We start from the raw sequence: 18,221 nt of genomic DNA, 5'->3' as shown, positions 1-18,221 counted from the left end.
GGGACGATGCGATCGACCGTGCGATGACCCTGGTGCTCGGCGGTTGGGGGAATGAGTGAGCGTCGACGCAAGCTGCATCGAGAACTGCGTGAACATGCTGGCGTATACGCGGAAGAGTCAGGTGTTAGATCGAAGCCACGCGTGCCTGCCGCATGCAAGCGCCTGGGCTGGTTTCTGGCCCTCGGACGATCCCTCTCTCGTCCGGGTTTTGTGCGGCGCAGGACCTGCCGCACACTTTTTATTCCGATCTTGCCGTCAGGGGGCAGGGCATTTGCGATACTGACGAGGCGACAGGCAGGCCAAGGCTCATGAATAGGGAAGAGGCACTGTCAAGTTGACCGGTCCAGGATCCTGCGCAAACTCCTTGGCGGCAAACCGTAGCGCGAGGCGACATCGTCGATGGGTTTGCTCTCTCGGGTCAACGGCCGCTCGCGGTCGGCGAGGATCTCGCGCAGCTGCACGTGCTGACTTGGATCTAGTGCGAAACACACCTCAATGTTGGATGACTTGATCGGCACGATGCAGCGGTAGGAACACATCTTTTTTTTGTAAGAAATGCGTTTGATTGCCGTGATACTCACGGATTTATAAATTCCAATTAAAAATAAAAGCTATTTAATGCGGCAATAAAATAGATGCATTTATTGGTTTTTAAATTAATCAACAATCGTCAAATCTCGTCAGGATACTATCGTGCCACAATTCGTCATGCTAACTTCGAGACAAAGCTCTCCTTCGGCGATCTTCCGAAAATCCGGATTGCCTTACATGATGATTTCAAGAACGCGAATCCAGAAGAAAAATGCCAGTAGAGACCCTACGACGGACGCTGGCCGCGCGCCACGTCCTGCGCGATATAGCGCGTCAGCAAGGCTGGATGAATTACCGCCTTACCGCGCTGTCCCATACGGATAGCGCAGGGCGACCGCTATGGATGCGCGTCACGGCTATCGTGATGGTCGCCGTCACCTACTTTGCACCTGCCGTATTTCTAGCCGACGAAGTCGCGCATGCGGCACCGATCGTCGATCCGCGCGCGCCGATTCCGTTCCAGCCAACCATCACGCAGACAAGCTCAGGCGTACCTGCGGTGAATATCGCCACGCCGAATTCGAATGGCGTGAGTTTGAATCAATATCAATCGTTTGGAGTCGATTCGCAAGGGCTAGTGCTGAATAACAGCACCGTCGCAGGGACGCCTTTGCTCGGCGGGACGCTGGGCGCGAATCCGAACTTGAACGGCCGGTCAGCCTCGCTGATTATCAACCAGGTCACTGCGACGGGACCAGCGGCTTCATTGTATGGCCCGTTGGAGGTCTTCGGGTCACCTGCGGCTGTAGTCGTGGCTTCTCCGAATGGCGTTAGCGTCAATGGACTGAGCGTCACGAACGTGACGAATTTGACACTGACGACCGGTACGCCGCAGTTTCTCACGGGCGTCGGCGGTACGCCAACCGATTTTACGCACGCAGGTGCCGTCGCATACGACGTTCGCTCGGGCAATATTTCGATCAATGGGCCGGTAGGCAATGACGGGACGCCGGGAGCCGGGGTGGAGGGTACAGTCGGCAACCTTGATGTGGTGGGTCAAAGTGTCACGATCAATGCTCCTCTGAGAGCCAATCAGCGTGTCAACGTAGTCACCGGCAATCAACTCGTCACGCCGACTGCATCGGACGCGACCGGCATCACCTACGGCACCGCCGCTAACGGCGCGGCCAATACGGGGGCCGCAATCGGTAGAGCGATCGCGGTGGATGCGAGCCAGTACGGCTCGGTGACGTCAGGGACCGTCTATATCGTGTCGACGGCGGCCGGTATGGGCGTGAACACACAAGGACCATTATCTGCAACGGCCGGCAATGTAGTGGTCCAGTCCAACGGCGACGTGTCGGTCGGACAAACGTTTGCCAATCAGAACGTTAATCTGAGCAGCGTTGGCAACACGAGCATCAGCGGTACCGGGCTCGCGAACCAGAACTATACGGTAACGTCGAACGGTGACATCAGCGCACCGGGTTCAGTGTCGGCCGGGCAAAACGTGTCGATGACGGCGGGCGGTAATTTGAACGCCGCATCGGTTGCGGCGAACGGAGCGGCGAACCTCACGGCTGGCCAGTCGATGACGATCGGTTCGCTGTCGGCGCACGATATCGCATTGCAGACAACGAACGGCGATCTGACGGTCGGTGGGCTGAATGCGCCGGGTACGGTATCAGCCAAGGCCGGGCGGGATTTGACCGTCAATGGCGCAGTGGAGGGCGGCAGCACGGTCGCACTCGCGGGCGCACGTAACGCGATCGTGAATGGCCAGGTGTCGGGCGTGGGCGATACCACGATCACCGCGCAGACTGGCTCGGCGACCGTGAACGGCAACGCGCTGTCGAATGGGGCGCTCTCCGTGACGGCAGGGCAGGGTGCTGCAATTGGCGGCACAGTGCAGGCGCAGGGACCGGAAACGATCACGGCGCAAGCCGGCTCGCTCACGGGCCAAGGAAACGTCACGTCGTCGCAGGGCGCGGTGAACTTGAATGCGGGGCAGGCGATCGGGCTGACTGGCGCGGTCCAAAGCGGCAGCACGATCAATGCAACGGCGGGCACAAGCGCGAGCTTCGGAGGGACGGTATCCGCGCCGGGCGCGGTCACGATCCGGGCCGGCCAGGACACGACCGTTGGTGGCAACGTGACGAGCGGCGGCTCGCTGAGCGTGATGTCAGGCCGCAACACGAACGTGCAAGGAACGGCCGCGTCGATCGGCAATATGACGTTGGCGGCCAACAGTGGCTCACTGACGACCGCCGGCGACGTAGTGTCGCTCGGTACGCTCAATGCGACGGGCCAGCAGGGTGTGAGCCTGGGCGGCACCGTCTACAGCGGCGGCAACGCACAGATCGGTTCGACGGCAGGTAACGTCGCCGTGGCCGGCGCGGTATCGACTCCTGGCACGATCAGCATCAATGCCAGGCAGGATGCGACGGTTGCGGGAACGCTGCACAGCGGCCAGACCGCGGCGATCGCCGCGACGCGCGACGTGAACCTGAACGGTGGCGTCGAAGTCGATAACGCCGGTAACGCGACCGTCACAGCAGGTCGCGATATCACCGGCTCGGGTGCCATGAATGTGGCGAACGACACGACGCTTAACGCCGGCAATAACATCGCCGTGTCTGGCGCAATCCAGACCGGCAACAATCTGATCGCAACGGCCGGGCAGAATCTCGCTGTCGGCGGTGCCACGGCCGTTGGCAACAGCGCGCTGATTGCGACCAACGGCAGCGCGACGCTGACCGGCAATGCATTGTCGGGCGGCACGACCACCATCTCGGCCGGCACGGACGTGAACGCCCAAGGAAGCCTCAAGAGTTTCGGCGACCTTGCCGTGACGGCGAAAAGCGGAAGCCTGACTGCCGGAGGCCCAGTAGCGACGGGAGGCAACGCAACGCTGAGCGCTGGTCAGAGCATGACGCTGAACGGCCAAACGACCGTGTCGAAGGACGCATCGCTCACCGCGACGAACATCACGACGCAGGGCGTCGCGGTCGGGGGCAATCTGACGGTGAACGCGAGCAACAACCTAGATACGTCAGCCGGGCAACTCAACGCCCCGTTCGATGCGAACGCGCCGGCACTGTCGGTCGGCGGTAACGCAACGCTGTCGGGTGCGAACGTCACCACCGCAAACGCCGTGGTCGGCGGCACGACGGCGATCACGGGGACGCAGAGCGTCACGACAGGCGGCACGGCCGCGTTCAAGGGCGGCGCAACGCTAGCCGGCGGGACGGTCACAAACGTTGGTACGCAGCTGTCGGGCAGCAACCTGACCGTCTCCGGATCCAACGTCAGCAACACGGGTACATTGTCGTCGCTTGCGACGAGCACCGTGAACGCAGCGAACCTGACAAACAGCGGCTCGATCTACGGCGCCACGACCGGAGTGACGGTGTCGGGCACGACGACGAACTCCGGGTCACTGCTCGCGACGAATGCGCTCAATCTGACAACGAACGCGCTGAGCAATCGCAACGGCCTCATTTTTGCGGGCGACGTCAACAACAAGACCGCGCCGACGGGCGACGTGACCGTCACGGTAAACGGCGGAAATGGGACGTACGACAATACGGCCGGGCAAATTCTTGCCCAGCATGACCTGACGCTGAACCTGCCGAATCAGGCATTCGATCCGTCGGCCGCGTCCGCCGGCACGATCAATATCGGCAACGCGCTGACGATCAACGCGCAGCAGATCAATAACTCGGGCACGTGGGCGATGCCGGGCAACAGCGTTGCGTTGAATGCTGCGCAGGGCATGACGAACACCGGGACGATAAGCAAGGCAGGTGACATTACGCTGTCTACGAATGGTACGTTCAGCAACAGCGGGACGATCTCGTCGGGCAACAACGTGAACCTGTCGGGCACGGTCGTCAATCAGTCCGGCGGTACGATCAGCGCGAACCAGGACGTGAACCTCGCCGGTGTCGTGACGAATGCAGGAACGGTTAGCGCCGTACGCGACGTCAATTTGTCGGGGAGCAGCTACGACAACACCGGTGCATTGACGAAGGCCGGCCGCGACCTTAATGCGTCATTGTCCGGTGACCTGGTAAACGTTGGCGGCACAATTTCCGCCCAGAACAACGTCACGATCAACGCGGCCAACGTCAACAACAGTCGCGCCGGCGGTAACGCGACTAGCACCACGACGAGCACGACCGATATCAACACGGCGGGCCTGGGGCGTGAGTTGCTTGCGTCGCCGATGGGAACCGAAACGCTCAGCGTGACGTACGAGAACGTCACAAGCGGATTGGTGTCGACCGACTCGGCGACGATCACTGCACGTGTTGGCGACCTTCAACCGGCGAGCGCGACGTCGATGAGCGCGCCGGACATTAGCGGCGGCACGCTGTATGGCGTCGCACTGCCGACCGTGACGCGGACCACGACCACGACGCAAGCCAGCGGTGCGGCCGGCGTGATTGCCGCCGGTAACGATCTAGCGATCAGCACCGGCACGCTGAACAATCATGGCAGCACGATTTCGGCCGGCCATAATGCGACGTTGAACGTGGCGGCGCTGGACAACGGTGGTGATGCGAAGGTGACGACGATCACTGACAGCATCGATGCGGCATCCTACACGGCGTTCCTGACGCAGTTGAAGAATGCGTATGCGGCGGGCAATCTCGTCGTACTGCCGGGTGGAACTTTCACAGCCACGGCGAATATCACGCCGGGTCAGGTTAGCGCGCCTGCCTTGCAGACGTCGACGATCACGTCCTATACGAGCCAGGATGCCGGCCAGATTGTCGCCGGCAATAACCTCAACCTGAACGGGACGGGTTCCAGCCTGACGAACGCGGGCAACCTGTACGCTGGCCAGGATCTGACGATCCACGCCAATGCGTTCACGAATCAGGGCTATCACACCAGCAATCTCACGTCGACGGTAGGCTGTGCTGCGGGCGTCGCCGACTCCCAATGTGGCAACAAGTACATCACACAAGCATTCCCATCGAGCTTTGGTTACAACCGGCCAGGGCAGGCGTTTACCGACGCCATGCCGTTCATGCTGCTGACTTATCACAGTCAGTCGACAGTCGGCTTCTCGTATGGCCCGAACAATGATTCGATCGGGATCTACGGCGACCAGATTTCAACGCAGTCGTACAGCTACACGCAGACCAACAACACCGTCTTTGCCGGTCGCGATCTGACCATTGCTGCGCCGACGGTTTCGAACAACTACGGCAATTTGCTGGCCGGTCGCGACGTGGTGATCGGCGGAGCGGGCACGAGCCGAGACAACACGGATCCGACCAACCCGCAAACCACGCTCACGCAGGGCGCCAGCGTCACGAATTCCTCGGGGAACATTCAGGCCGGTCGCGACATCGCGATGAGCACTGCGTCGCTGACGAATACGCCGGCAGCACCGCAACAGGTCTATCAGAACTACGGCACGACCGCACGCTACGGTTGTAGCGGCGCGTTTCAACACTACTGCGATGCCTTCGTCGACATGCAGTCGGGCGATGCGTCGACCATCTCCGCTAACCGAAATCTGTTTATCGGTGCGGGCAGCGTCACGAATACGGGCAGCTTGATCACGGCCGGTGGCCAGGCGACGGTCACCGCGACATCGACGGTCACGAACCAGGACCAGACGCTGAACGCGTACTGGCATGACGGCTTCTATGGCGGTATCGTCGGCGGTTCGCCGCCGCCGGATAACTTTGGATGCCGGAGCTCGGGTACGTGCTCCACGCTGTTCGGCAGTGCATACCAGGCCGGCGCAGGGATTCAGCCGCCGACGCCGTACAAGAGCCTGCCCGGCACGATTCAGGCGCCGTCGCTGACGGTGACGGCAGGCGGTACCGTGCAGAACTCCGGCAACGTGATGGGGCAACAAGTCTCCGTGACCGGGGCGACGCTCGTGAACGGCCTTACGTCGCCCAACGTCTATACGCCGCAGCCGACCGCGTCGCAGCAAGTGATCCCGCTTGGTCCGGTGGGTGTGCCGGCAAGTGCGAGCACCGCTCAAAATGGCGCAAGCGCAGTTGCGAACTCGCTGATTCAATCGTCGGTTGTGGCCGGCGCGGTGTCGGGTGGCCAGTCCACGGCGATTACTTCCCAAACGGTCGGCACGCCGCGTAATCCGGCAGTGCCATCGGCTAACACGCCGCAGGGCAGCACCGTCCAAACCATTGCGACGGCGAATTCGAACCCGACCTATCTGATCAACAACCCGGCATCGCAAGTGATCGGTGGTGTCGGCCCGTCTGACCTGATCGCGAACTTGCCGGCGAATCTCCGGCCGGACTCGACGCTGTTCTACTACGATCCATTCAGCGAAAACCAGTTGCTCCAGCAGGCCGCGCTCGCGCAGACGGGCACGGCGAGCTTCGTCGACGGGTTGAAGTACGACAACCAGAATCAAAAGTCGGTCACGGATCAGGAAAAATCCGTGCTGTACGGTAATGCGATCGCGTATGCGAAGGCGAACAACATCGCACTCGGGACCGCGCTTTCGGCGCAGCAGATTGCATCGCTCGATGCACCGATGCTCTGGTACGTCGAGGAAACTGTTCCGGAGCCGGGCTGCACGGCAACGGGCGTGGCGAGCTGCCCGACCGTGACTGCGCTGATGCCGCAGGTGTATCTGCCGCAGAACTACGCGGTGGTCCAGCATGACGGCACGATCAGTGGTCAGGACGTGTCGCTCGTCGCGACGAACAAGGGTTCGATTACGAACACGGGCACCATCACCGCGACCGGCACGTTGTCGATCGACGCCGGGACGGTGACCAATCAACAGCGCTCTACCGACGTCGGCACGATCTACACGTACATGCCGGACGTGATGGGGCTGCTGACGACGACTGGAACGGTGACGCAGCAGGGCGGCTTCATGTCGGCCGCCAACTACAACCTCAACGTCGACCGCCTGAATCAGGTGGGCGGTGCACTGCAAAAGCTCGATCCGAACGGACAGGTTGATGCGAGCGCGACGGCGAATCAGCTTGCGGCCCTGAAGAACCAACTCGGCGGGAATTTCACGCAGAGCACCGTCAGCGACAACCTGCACACGAGCTTCAAATCGCTGGCGGATAGTCCGGGCCTGTTTGAGCAGATCGGGATGGCGGTGACGGCCGTGGTCGCGTCATTCATAACGGCGGGCGCGGCGAGTGCGCTGATGCCGGGCGTGATGGCGACGACGGTCGGCGGCTCGATGATCTCGGCGGGTGTCGGTGGCTTCAGTGCGAGCGCCATTTCGCAGGCGAGTACCGGCCAGTTCAGTCTGACCGCGGCGCTCGAGGGCGGAGTGACGGGCGCGATCACCGCAGGCCTGACGAACGGGATTACCTACTCGCCGGACGCGGGTGTGGGCTGGGCGGGCCTTGGTGCGCCGATCGGCAACAACAGCCTCTCAGCGCTCGCGGGCGTGAAGAATCTCGGCGGCGCCATTGTTCCGCAGGCCGGTGCGTCGACGGCAACATCGCTTGGGCAAACCGCGCTCGCGCTGGGTGCCGAGGCGACGATTCAAGCGGGGGTGCAAACGGCGATCCAGGGCGGTAGCTTCCTGACGAACCTGAAGAACAGTGCCGTTTCTGATCTGGCTGCAGCCGTTGCATACGGAATCGGCGACACGACGAACCCTTATACAGCTCAAAACGTGCTCGAGCACGCTGCGCTCGGCTGTGCAGCGGGTGCAGCACTGGGGCAGGGATGCGGTGGCGGAGCCGTCGGGGCGGCAACGAGTGCGCTGATTGCTCCGTTGTTGGTCTATGCAGCCGCAAAAAGCGGTGCCGATCCGTATGCTCAGCAAGCATTGGTTGGCGGGCTCGCAACTGCTGTTGGCGGTGCTGCAGCTGCTGCTGCGGGGCAAAACGTTCAGGCGGGCATGACGGCGGCGCAAAACAATGCGCTGAACAACGACCTGCAGCACGTCGACAAGGTTGTACAACTGATCGACAAGGCTCGGGCAAGCAACGCTACGCTGGCTGGGAAATATACGTCCGATGATTTGCTCAAAGCTGCAGAGAATGTTTACGGTGGCAATGGCGGGCCGAACGGGATGCGGGTGTGGAACAGCCTTGCGGATGCGCAAGCTGGTACTGCCGCTCGTGGCACGACTTTCTATCAGGATGCGCAAGGGCAGTATGTAGAGCAGTGGAAGGTTCCCGCAGGTGCAGAGGACCAAGCACGCAATATCGTCGATAACGCGCTTCACACGTACGGTCCGTCCTACGCGAACGTAACGCAAGACAACCTTGGGCAGTTGATGTCGACGTACATTGCCAAGTTCGGGGCGGATACGTCGAATTTCCAAGGGATGGGAGAAGGCGCAGCGGGGCTCGGGCTTGCGGGCAGCTTGATCAAGAAGGAAACGTCCACAATCGCTGGCGCTTCGAATTTTGCTGGCGATTTCGTCCTGACTGACAACCGCGCTACTAAGATATTCGGTACGCGGGATGGCCACATCGTCGATACGCCAGAGAATCGAGCGCTGTTGACCAGTGTTGCGAACAATCCGTCAACTACGCTTGGACCGGACAAGTACGGTACGGTGTGGTCAGCCCAACTGCAGTCGGATGGTTCTCAGGTATGGGTCCAAACGCGCAATGGACAAATTTGGAACGGTGGCGTCAACAAGACGCCGCTGCCTTATAACCCCGAGACGGGGCTCGCGGCGCCGACTAAACCGGGATGGAAATAATGAGTGAGCAGAAACTTACTATCGAGCAAGCGTTTCGTGCGATGTTCTACTTCTTGGACCAAGAGTATGAGCGAACGAAATCCGACGAGATTGGCGGTTTGTTGAGTTCACTGTCGTGGGAGATCACTCAGGGACATGGCCCTGCAGATCCGGGGGCATGGCAAGACTGGATCGACGCAGTGCAGAAAGCCGTATCGACGGATGACAATGCATCACCGCCCGCAGCCAGATAGGATGCCTGCCGTGATTCCACGGGGTTCGGTAACAACAACACGTGAGGTTCGCCAATTGCGATCGGGCGCTTCAATGCACAGACCAAGTAATCCCTGCAGGGTGTGCGGCTTCGGGTTGGGCGCCCCACCGTGGGGCGTTGATGGAATTCACCGACTTGGGACATATGTCCGTGCTGTGGGACAGAGTTCGGCTACGACGATTGCACACCGGCCAATGCGAAAAGAAAGCGTGAAAAACGGATTGCGAACGGGAAGAAGTGGTTTGAGGCACGCCAGAAACTCGCGGACTGGAATTATGAACTACAACGTACGAATATCCCGGACGAATTTTTGTAAAGGATATACCGTAAACGAGTATGGTAGTCCGAACCGAGACTCACTGAGATTGGCGTGGGATAATTGCCGCAGACGGGAGAAGCTAATGTGCCGGGAAGACTAGAGGCTGATCATGACATCGTCATCAGCGCCTATTGCACCAATCGGGTATCAATGGCTTATCGATCGAAAGATCTTTGGATTTGAACCGTTCGCTCAACTTCAACCGTGGCACTACCTACCCCCAGAAGATCAGTTCTGGGCGTCGGAGCGTTGGCCTGGAGTAACCGACAAACTGCTGTACGCATTTGCAAAGAGACAAGATTGCGACGATCTGGCTTGTTTCGTCGTTGCGGCTGATAACTCGGTCAAAGGGATTGCGTTAATTCATGGATGGACCGGAAGCGGTTACGAGGTACATCGTGAATTTGTAGATTTCTGGGAATGGATGAAGCGTGTCATCGATGATGTTGCAGAGTGGGCGAGTGTGGGGGAATAAATGCGTTAATTCCCGGTCGAGTTGGGCGGTGAAAGTCGTCTGATTCTGCAGGCCAACCGAAGTCTGCGGATGGGCCACGGGACCGTGTCATCTGTTCGACTGCATTCGGAAGGTTCTCAGGTATGAATCCAAACGCGCAGTTCAACAAATGAAACATTTACAAACTCTCGCGCCGGAACTGTTTGCGAAGCTCGAAAAGGCAGACGAAAAAATATTGCGGGAAGTTTGCTATCGGGTGTGCGACTATGCCGTGACTGCCAATAGACCCGTTGATCCTATCGTAGAAGAATCCCTCGGTTTTTTGCGGAGTGAAAATGTATATCGCAATGGCATGTTGGTTGAGCTTGATGAATTGATGCATCGACTCGATGGAAAATATTTCGACTTAAAAGAATTGGCGGATGAGATGGTGGAACCTTCTGATCGTGCGCGGTAGCTTGTCGAGTCGGGTAAATATTTTCGGAGGGCGAGAGTAGTGGCGGCACTTCGTGTTGCTGTCGATTCTGGTGCATTTGACGCGGCTACCGAGTCAATCTATGAGGCTGCTGCGAGCGTTGATAATAGATTGGACATATTTGATTTGGCGGCGAGCCATATTTAGATTTCGTGGTTGGTCTGGTGGTTGAGACGTATTTTTATCTGATTTGTGCATCGTCGATGAACGCGATTAGATTGCGTAAAACAATATTTATACCGACTTGGTGGCCTGGATGTCGATGAACTTGTTACCGCTGCAACGTAGCTTGCCATTGGTGTTGGTGGGTGTTTCTTGCTCAGCTCTGGCAGCCGGAATTGTCCCCGACGGAGGTACTGTGACCTCCGTGTCAAATGGCGTAACCGGCCGTCAAACTGTCAACATCGCCCCCACCATCGGTGGCGTCTCGAACAACACGTACTCGTCGTTCAACGTCTCGAAAGCCGGCGCCGACCTGAACAACTTCGGCATCAACGCACGCACGATCGTCAACCAGGTCACGAGCACGAACCCGTCGCTGATTCAGGGCAACGTCAATGTGCTCGGCCCGCGCGCAAACGTGATTTTGGCAAATCCGAACGGCGTCACGGTCGATGGCGGCAGCTTCACGAACACGGGCCACGTCGTGCTGTCGACGGGGCAGGTGAGCTTCAACGACATCGCGCTGGCTCCCGGCGTCATGCAACGCAACGTTATGCTTACGACCGACCGCGGCGCAATCACGATCGGCCCCGGGGGGTTATCCGGTACGCTGGTCAACCTGGACCTGATTGCCAAGCAGCTGAGCATCAACGGCCCGGTGACCAACGATTTCACCAGCTCGACGAGCGGCATCCGTGCGATCGTGGGCGACAGCACCTCAACCTTCGACACAAGTTTCTCCCCGTCTGACAACGGCCACGACTGGCTGATTGGCACATCCTCGCCCGGCACAAAAAGCAACGCCGTCGCCGTCGATATCACGGCGGCCGGTGGCCTGACGGCGGGCCGCGTGCAGCTGATCGTGACCGACCAGGGCGCTGGCGTGCACAGCCTCGGCAAGATTTACGCGAACGCCGGCGACGTCGTCGTCATGGCAAATGGCGACATTGCGATCGCGGACGGCTCCCTGAAGGCAGAGCGCGACGTCGCGCTGGGGACGCCCGGTACCATATCGTTACAGGGCGCGCAGGTGACCGCCGCGAACAACGTGAATGTGCAGGCCGGCAACATCGCGCTGTCTGATGACTCGCCAGGACCGACTACCCTGAGCGCAGGCAACACGGTCAATCTGACGAGTAGCGGCTCGATCACCAACACCGGCAGCCTGATTCAGGCAGGCACCACGGCGAGCGACGGCACGACGACCGGCGGCGACGTTGTCCTCACGGCCGCAGGCGACATCACGAACCGCTCGAGCGCGAACAACCTTGGGATCATGTTTGCCGCCAACGGCCAGACGAAGCTGACCGCCGGCGGCAACATCATCAACGACAACGCCCGTATCCTCTCGAATGGTGCAGTGAGCCTCACCGCTGCCGGGGATGTGCAGAACATCATCGACCATACGGGCGGCACGAACGGCGGCCAGCCTACTGCGTATACCGACCGCGGCGGCAGCTTCCTGTTCTTCACGCATACGACCAGCGGTTTCAACGTCGACTACGGCACGGTCGGCAATCCCGACCAGCTCGCCTATATCGCCGCCGTGCACGGCCCGGTAACGATCACGAGCCGCAACTTCACGAATGCCGGTGGGATCGTTCAATCGAACGACAGCGAAGTCAACATCGCTGCGCAAAACGCCTTCACCAACGCGGCGGTCTTCACAGGTCAGGCGAGCTACACGCGCAGCTGCTGGGTCTTCTGCCACGCGGATGCGTCGAGCAACGTCACGCCGTATGGCGGCACGATCCAGGCAGGCGGCAACATCGGCATCAAGGCCGGCACGGTCGCGCGCAACATCGGCGGCTACGTCTTCGCGAACGGCGACATCAAGGTCGACGCGCCGATCACGTATGCACAAGGCGTGACCGGCTACTCGGCGATCAACCAGCACAGAGGCTTCAAGGCGTTCTTCGGCAGCACGTGGGCGCAGATCATCGCGATGGACGTCGGTGGCGGCTTCAGCGCGAATGGCGGCGTGACGCTGACCGGCGACGGCGTGATCGAAGGCGGTTCGTTTAGTGGCGGCAAGGGCGTCACGGCGGCCGGCGGCATCACGACCGTGCGCGCGCCGTCGCGTACCCCTGTTCAGATCGACCAGCATTTGGGCCTGACGACGTGGTGGTGGAGATAGCGATGGACTATCGGACAAAAAACCGATTCGGGATTGCTGTCGTCGTGTTCATCTCTTTCGTGGTCGTCCTGGCCGCGGTGAAGAGCAATGTCGTCGGCGTGGTCGCATCAGCGCCCGGACACCTGCACGCACAACAACGATGAAACGACACGCATTCCCCCGACTCGAGCTGCCACTGTTGGTCGCAAGCCTCGCTGCATTCCATGTGCCGGTGCATGCGCAAACACCGCCGCCGGCAGGTCGCCCCGTGCAGGATCCTGCACAGCTGATCATCGAGCAGCAGCGCGAGCAGGCCCGCCAGCGGCAGCTCGAGCAGCCGCCGGCGTCGATCACCGTCGCGCCGACGCCGGAGACGACCCTCGACATTCCGGTAGATACGCCGGTCGAAGCGATTGCCGAAACGGGGCCGACCTTTGCGGTCAAGCAAATCGTGTTGCAGGCGCCCGACGGCAAGCCGTTCGAGCCGCCGCGCGGGATCTCCGCCAAGCAGCTCGATACGATCGTCGAGCCGTTTGCGAACCACGAGCTCGGTTCACACCGTATCAACGTGCTGCTGAAGCGCATCACGGATGTATTCGTCGCGCGCGGCCTCGTAACGACGCGCGCGCTGCTTGGCCCGCAGAATCTCGGAACGGGCACGCTGAAGATCACGATTCAGGTCGGCACCATCGAAGCGTTCACGGTCAATGGCAAGCCGATTCACCGGCTCAAGGCGGGAGAGGCGTCGGCGGGCGGCGGCTGGCTCACGGACGCCGGTTATGAGAACGCGTTTCCGGTATCGTCCGGCGATCCGCTGCGTCTGTCCGATGTCGACCAGGGCGTCGCGCAGATCAATCGCCTGCGCCGCAACCAGGCGACGGTGCAGATCCTGCCCGGCCAGAATCCCGGCGAGTCGATCATCGACGTCGGCAACAAGCCGGGCGATCGCCTGTACTACACATTGGGCGTCGACAACTATGGCAGCTCGGCCACGGGCGTGACGCGCTATCGCGCCGGCGTCGAAGCCGACAACCTGCTCGGACTGCAGGAGTCGCTCAGCGTCAATTTCCTCGACAGCCTCGACAGCAACGCGATCGTTGGCTCGTTCGCCGTGCCGTTTGGCCGCCATACCTTCAGCTATACGATCTCCGACTCCGAGTACCAGCAGGTGATCGGCACGACCGCGCTCGAGTACGGCCGAACGCTGTCGCACATCTTCGGTTGGAACTATCTGGTGAGCCGCAGCGTCGCGGACATCACGAGCGTCGACGCAACTGTGTCTTGGCGACGGACCGATCGCGAGGTCAACGGCATCGACCTCGATCCGCAGCGCGTGGCCGTGCTGCGGCTGGCCGGCAACTGGCTGCACAAGTTCGTGATGAACGACGCGCAGGGGAATTTCACGATCAACGGCGGGCTGTCGCAGGGCTTGCCATGGTTCGGCGCGAATCACGACCCGCACGGCATCACGCGCGACGAAGCGCACAGCCAGTTCACGAAGGTAGACGCGACGGCCGCGTTCACGCTGCCGCTGCCGAAGGTCGATCCCGCGCTGGTTGCGTATCGCGGTGTGCTCGGCGGGCAATACACGAACATGGCACTGTTCGGGTCCGAGCAGCTGTATCTCGGCGGGATGGACACGATCCGCGGCTTCCGCTCGGGCGAAATTGCCGGCGACCGCGGTTTCTATTCGCGCAACGAGCTGGCGTGGGTGAACGCGCCGGCATGGAAAGACGGTCGAATCGAACCGTATGTGTTCGTCGACGCGGGCAAAGCCAGCCTCGTCTCGGTCCCTGGTTTTCCGACGTTGGCGGGCGCCGGCGCCGGGCTGCGGGCGCAATGGCAGTGGCACAAACAGATGCTCTCGGGCGAGCTGCTGGTCGGACGCGCACTGACGCAGCCGGCCGCGCTTGGCTCGAAAGCAACTCTTGTACTTGGCACTTTGAACTGGAGTCTCTGAGTGAATATTCCGCATTGGAAACCGTTTATCGCCGCATCGGCGCTTTACCTCGGTATCGCCTGCGTCGCGCAAGCTCAAACAGCCGCTTCGTCGACGTTGCCGGCCGGCGCCGTGGCAACCGTCAACGGCACCGCGATCACGCAGGCGGAAGTCGATGCGGTACTGCGCGCATCGCGCCAGCCGGATACGCCACAGGTGCGTCAGGCGATCAAGAATCAGCTGATCGCGCGCGTGCTGATCCAGCAGGCCGCGGAGACGGCGAATTACGGCAGCAAACCTGAAGTGCAGACAGCGATGCGGGTGGCGAAGGCGAACGCTGAAACGCAACTGTATTTGCACGATAGCGTGAAGCCGGAACCGGTCAAGGACCCGCAGATCAAGGCGCGCTATGACGAGATCGTGGCGTCGCTCGGCCAGGATGAATACAAGCCGCGCCTGATCGTTGTGAAGGACGCTGCGACGGCCGCGACCGTGTTGGCCGAGCTGAAGGCGGGCAAACCGTTCGACGGTCTCGCACGGCAATACAGTGTCGCGCCGAGCCGCGACGCCGGCGGCGAACTGCCGTGGGTCAGCTTCAAGACGCCGGCTGCGGAGGGTAAGACGGCCGGGCTGCCGGTGGCGATCGCGCAGGCGCTGGAAAAACTGCCGGCCGGCGCCATCACGCCCGAGTCGATTCCGGTCGACGGCGCACGCGCGATTGTGAAACTGGACGCGAAGCGCCCGACGCAGGTGCCGGGATTCAATCAGGCGCAGGCGACGATCCGCCAGCAGCTCGAGGCGCTCGCGTTGGAGAAAGCGAGCGCGCAGTTCGTCGGCGGCCTGTTGAAGAACGCGACCATCCAGCAGTAAGGACTCACGGCATATGGCTCGAAAGCACAAGGCCCCCCGACCGCGTAGTAAGGCCGAGCTATTGCCTCTACCAGCGTCGCTGGTGCGCGATATTTCGCTCGAGAACCACCTGACGCTCGCGACGATGAGGACAGGACACGGGACGGCCGAGACGATGATCGCCTTGCTGCGGGTGCTGTATCTGGCCTACTTCGTGGTGGAGCCCGATCTGTCCGCGGCGGACCATGCGCTTTTCCTCGAAGTCGAAGCTGCGCTGCAGCGGTGCATCGAGGCGGCCGGCAATGGGCAAGCGTGGCAAGTGCCAGATGTTGCGCTGGACGCCGTGCAGCGCATGCTGCTGCGCTCGGACGCGATCGTCGGCAGCGTTCCCAAATATCGCTACCTGGAGGCGTGGGACAAGCTCAATCGCTTCGCGCAGTCACCCAATCTTTCGCCGATTCCGGGCAGCAAACTGCAGGAGGTATGGTCGTGAACGACGCCGGCGAACTGGATCCGATGCTGTGCAAGCTGCACCAGTGCGCGAGCGCTTATGGATGGCGGTGCCTGTCCGAAACGTGGATCGACAGCAACGCACGCTACCCGTTCGTGTGTGCGCGCGTACACGCCTTCGAGCGCATTGCGACGACGATGTTGTACCGACAATCCGCACCGCGGTGCGCCGAGTGCGAAGCGGAGGATCTTCGCGAGCGCTGGTTCGCCACCGTCAATGCACGGGGCGGAGAACTCGTCGAGGGCGTCTTCACCGGCTTGCAGGCGCGTTACCGGTTACGGTGTGCCGACGGGCACGAGTGGGAGGCGTACGGCCGCAAAATCGCCGAAGGCAGTTGGTGTCCGGTGTGCGCGAAAGCCGAGCGAGCCGAGCAAAAACGCCACGCGGACGGATTGGAGCGACTGCACGCCGCGGCTAAAGCGAAGGGCGGCCGGTGCCTGGCGACCGACTACACGATTGGCCGACGCAAGTATCTATTCGAATGCGTGCAAGGGCATCGGTGGGAAGCCGAGGGGCACGAGGTTCTGCGCGGACGTTGGTGCGGCCTTTGCGCGAAGCGAGCGAACGCTGCTTGTCAAACCGTCGATCCCAATGGGCTCAAGCGCTTGCAGGACGCGGCGTGGGAGCAGGGCGGCCAGTGCCTGGCGGCCGAGTACCGCGGCTCGACCGAGAAATATCGGTTTCGTTGCGCGGCCGGTCACGAATGGCAGGCGGTGGCCAGTCGGATCTGGCTCGGACACTGGTGCCGGCAGTGCGCGAATCTGAAACTGCGCAACTCGATCGAAGACATGCAGGCGCTGGCCGCAACGCGCGGCGGGTTATGCCTGTCGACCGAGTATCACGGCAAGGGCGTCAGGTTGACCTGGCAGTGCCACCGCGGCCACGTGTGGGAGTCGCGGCCGGTGAACCTGCGCGCGGGGAAATGGTGCCCTCAGTGCGCGATCCTTGATCGCGTGCGTGCGAAAAACAGCTGGAAACGCAAGCGCTACGAGGCGACGGGCAAGCTGCCGATCTAACGCAGCCGGCGGCTACGCCCATACACGGGCGTCATAGGTACAGCGCTGCAGTTTGGTGACAGTGGCCTGCCCAGGATCGGCTTGTACCGGATGGGTCACCACATTCGTGTTTCCGGAAATCGACGTCGGTTAGCGGTGTGCTGGTCAAAACACCGTACGAAATGCGCGACAACATCGTCGCACACTCAATCTGCAGCCAAATTATGCGGCCAGTTGATGCTCGTAGTACGGCCGCTCGTGGTCGGCCAGGATCTCGCGTAACTGCGCACGCCGGTTCGGATCCGGCGCCAGCCACGCGTCGACATTCGAGGATTTCAGCGGAATCACGCATCGGTCGTGCCCTGCGGCCGCGACTTCGGGCGGCGGATCGTCGGTGATCGCCGCAAACGACCAGAGGTCATCGGCACAGGGAATCTCGGTGCGCGTCCACAAGCACGCGAGCTGCATCTGCTGTGATGGTGTTGGATCGAAACGCAGTACGACGTCCTTCCCATCTCGGTCGACGTGCTCGAAAAACGTGTCGGCGAGCACGATGCCGTGCGTATAACCGAACACATGACGCCAAACCGAAGAAAGGCTCGTTTTTCTTGCGTTGTAACAACCAGGCTTTTGCTTTTCGTCCGCCTCGGTCCAGCCCGGTATCCGACAGCGATATCGCATGGGCACGACCAAGCGCTTGCCGGCGAGTTCGAACAGCACGGGCGCATACCAGCCGGGGAAGATCCGCGAATCGCCTTCCTGCAGGTCGCGCCGATGCAGATCGTCGAGCCCGCGCGTCGCGGCGGCGATCTTGTCGGCGGCGATCCGGACGTCCTGTAAGCACGAGACCAGTACCGTCTGTGAACGCTCGGTGACGAGTGCCATGATGTCCTGTGAAGGACACGAATGACCAGTCGTGTCCACGATA

The 18,221-nt window shown here is 61.2% G+C and carries 12 protein-coding genes; 10 read left to right on the top strand and 2 right to left on the bottom strand.

The window, feature by feature from the left end; all coding sequences use genetic code 11:
- Positions 1–329: 329 nt before the first annotated feature.
- A complete protein-coding gene (locus HWX00_RS36320; protein ID WP_175029231.1) occupies positions 330–581 on the bottom strand; it encodes a hypothetical protein in 252 nt (83 codons plus the stop codon).
- Between the two features lie 221 nt (positions 582–802).
- Between HWX00_RS36320 and HWX00_RS36315 the strand changes: the two genes are divergently transcribed.
- From HWX00_RS36315 to HWX00_RS36270, 10 genes are all read left to right on the top strand, one after another.
- Positions 803–9,220, top strand: coding sequence for a two-partner secretion domain-containing protein (locus HWX00_RS36315; protein WP_226194366.1), 8,418 nt, complete (start codon positions 803–805; stop codon positions 9,218–9,220).
- The gene (locus HWX00_RS36310) at positions 9,220–9,453 is read left to right on the top strand and encodes a hypothetical protein (RefSeq protein WP_175029232.1); all 234 of its coding nucleotides are present in this window, start codon (positions 9,220–9,222) and stop codon (positions 9,451–9,453) included. Before HWX00_RS36315 ends, HWX00_RS36310 begins: the two co-directional genes overlap by 1 nt.
- Positions 9,454–9,901: 448 nt before the next feature.
- Positions 9,902–10,267: a hypothetical protein gene (locus HWX00_RS36305; protein ID WP_175029233.1), complete on the top strand. Its 366-nt coding sequence runs from the start codon at positions 9,902–9,904 to the stop codon at positions 10,265–10,267.
- Between the two features lie 148 nt (positions 10,268–10,415).
- Complete coding sequence (locus HWX00_RS36300; RefSeq protein ID WP_175029234.1) at positions 10,416–10,703, top strand: hypothetical protein; 288 nt, start codon at positions 10,416–10,418, stop codon at positions 10,701–10,703.
- A 274-nt stretch (positions 10,704–10,977) separates the two neighbouring features.
- Positions 10,978–13,020 (top strand): two-partner secretion domain-containing protein, encoded by a 2,043-nt coding sequence (locus HWX00_RS36295; RefSeq protein WP_175029235.1) that lies wholly within the window; start codon positions 10,978–10,980, stop codon positions 13,018–13,020.
- Positions 13,021–13,022: 2 nt separating this feature from the next.
- A complete protein-coding gene (locus tag HWX00_RS36290) occupies positions 13,023–13,163 on the top strand; it encodes a hypothetical protein (protein WP_175029236.1) in 141 nt (46 codons plus the stop codon).
- Positions 13,160–14,959, top strand: a complete 1,800-nt coding sequence (locus tag HWX00_RS36285) for a ShlB/FhaC/HecB family hemolysin secretion/activation protein (RefSeq protein WP_404823881.1) — start codon at positions 13,160–13,162, stop codon at positions 14,957–14,959. The genes HWX00_RS36290 and HWX00_RS36285 overlap by 4 nt, the downstream gene beginning before the upstream one ends.
- 54 nt (positions 14,960–15,013) lie before the next feature.
- A complete protein-coding gene (locus HWX00_RS36280) occupies positions 15,014–15,808 on the top strand; it encodes a peptidylprolyl isomerase (protein ID WP_226194371.1) in 795 nt (264 codons plus the stop codon).
- Between the two features lie 82 nt (positions 15,809–15,890).
- Positions 15,891–16,280 carry a hypothetical protein gene (locus HWX00_RS36275; protein WP_175029238.1) on the top strand — a complete coding sequence of 130 codons (390 nt, stop codon included), beginning with the start codon at positions 15,891–15,893 and terminating at the stop codon, positions 16,278–16,280.
- Positions 16,277–17,314, top strand: coding sequence for a hypothetical protein (locus HWX00_RS36270; RefSeq protein WP_175029239.1), 1,038 nt, complete (start codon positions 16,277–16,279; stop codon positions 17,312–17,314). The genes HWX00_RS36275 and HWX00_RS36270 overlap by 4 nt, the downstream gene beginning before the upstream one ends.
- A 201-nt stretch (positions 17,315–17,515) precedes the next feature.
- On the opposite strand, the gene HWX00_RS36265 is transcribed toward HWX00_RS36270, so the two are convergent.
- Positions 17,516–18,221 (bottom strand): SOS response-associated peptidase family protein (locus HWX00_RS36265; protein ID WP_175868194.1); only part of this gene is annotated, 706 nt, incomplete at its 5' end.

Source organism: Burkholderia seminalis DSM 23518, assembly GCF_902832885.1.
Lineage (GTDB): Bacteria > Pseudomonadota > Gammaproteobacteria > Burkholderiales > Burkholderiaceae > Burkholderia > Burkholderia seminalis.
This window is presented reverse-complemented; position numbering and strand designations above follow the sequence as displayed.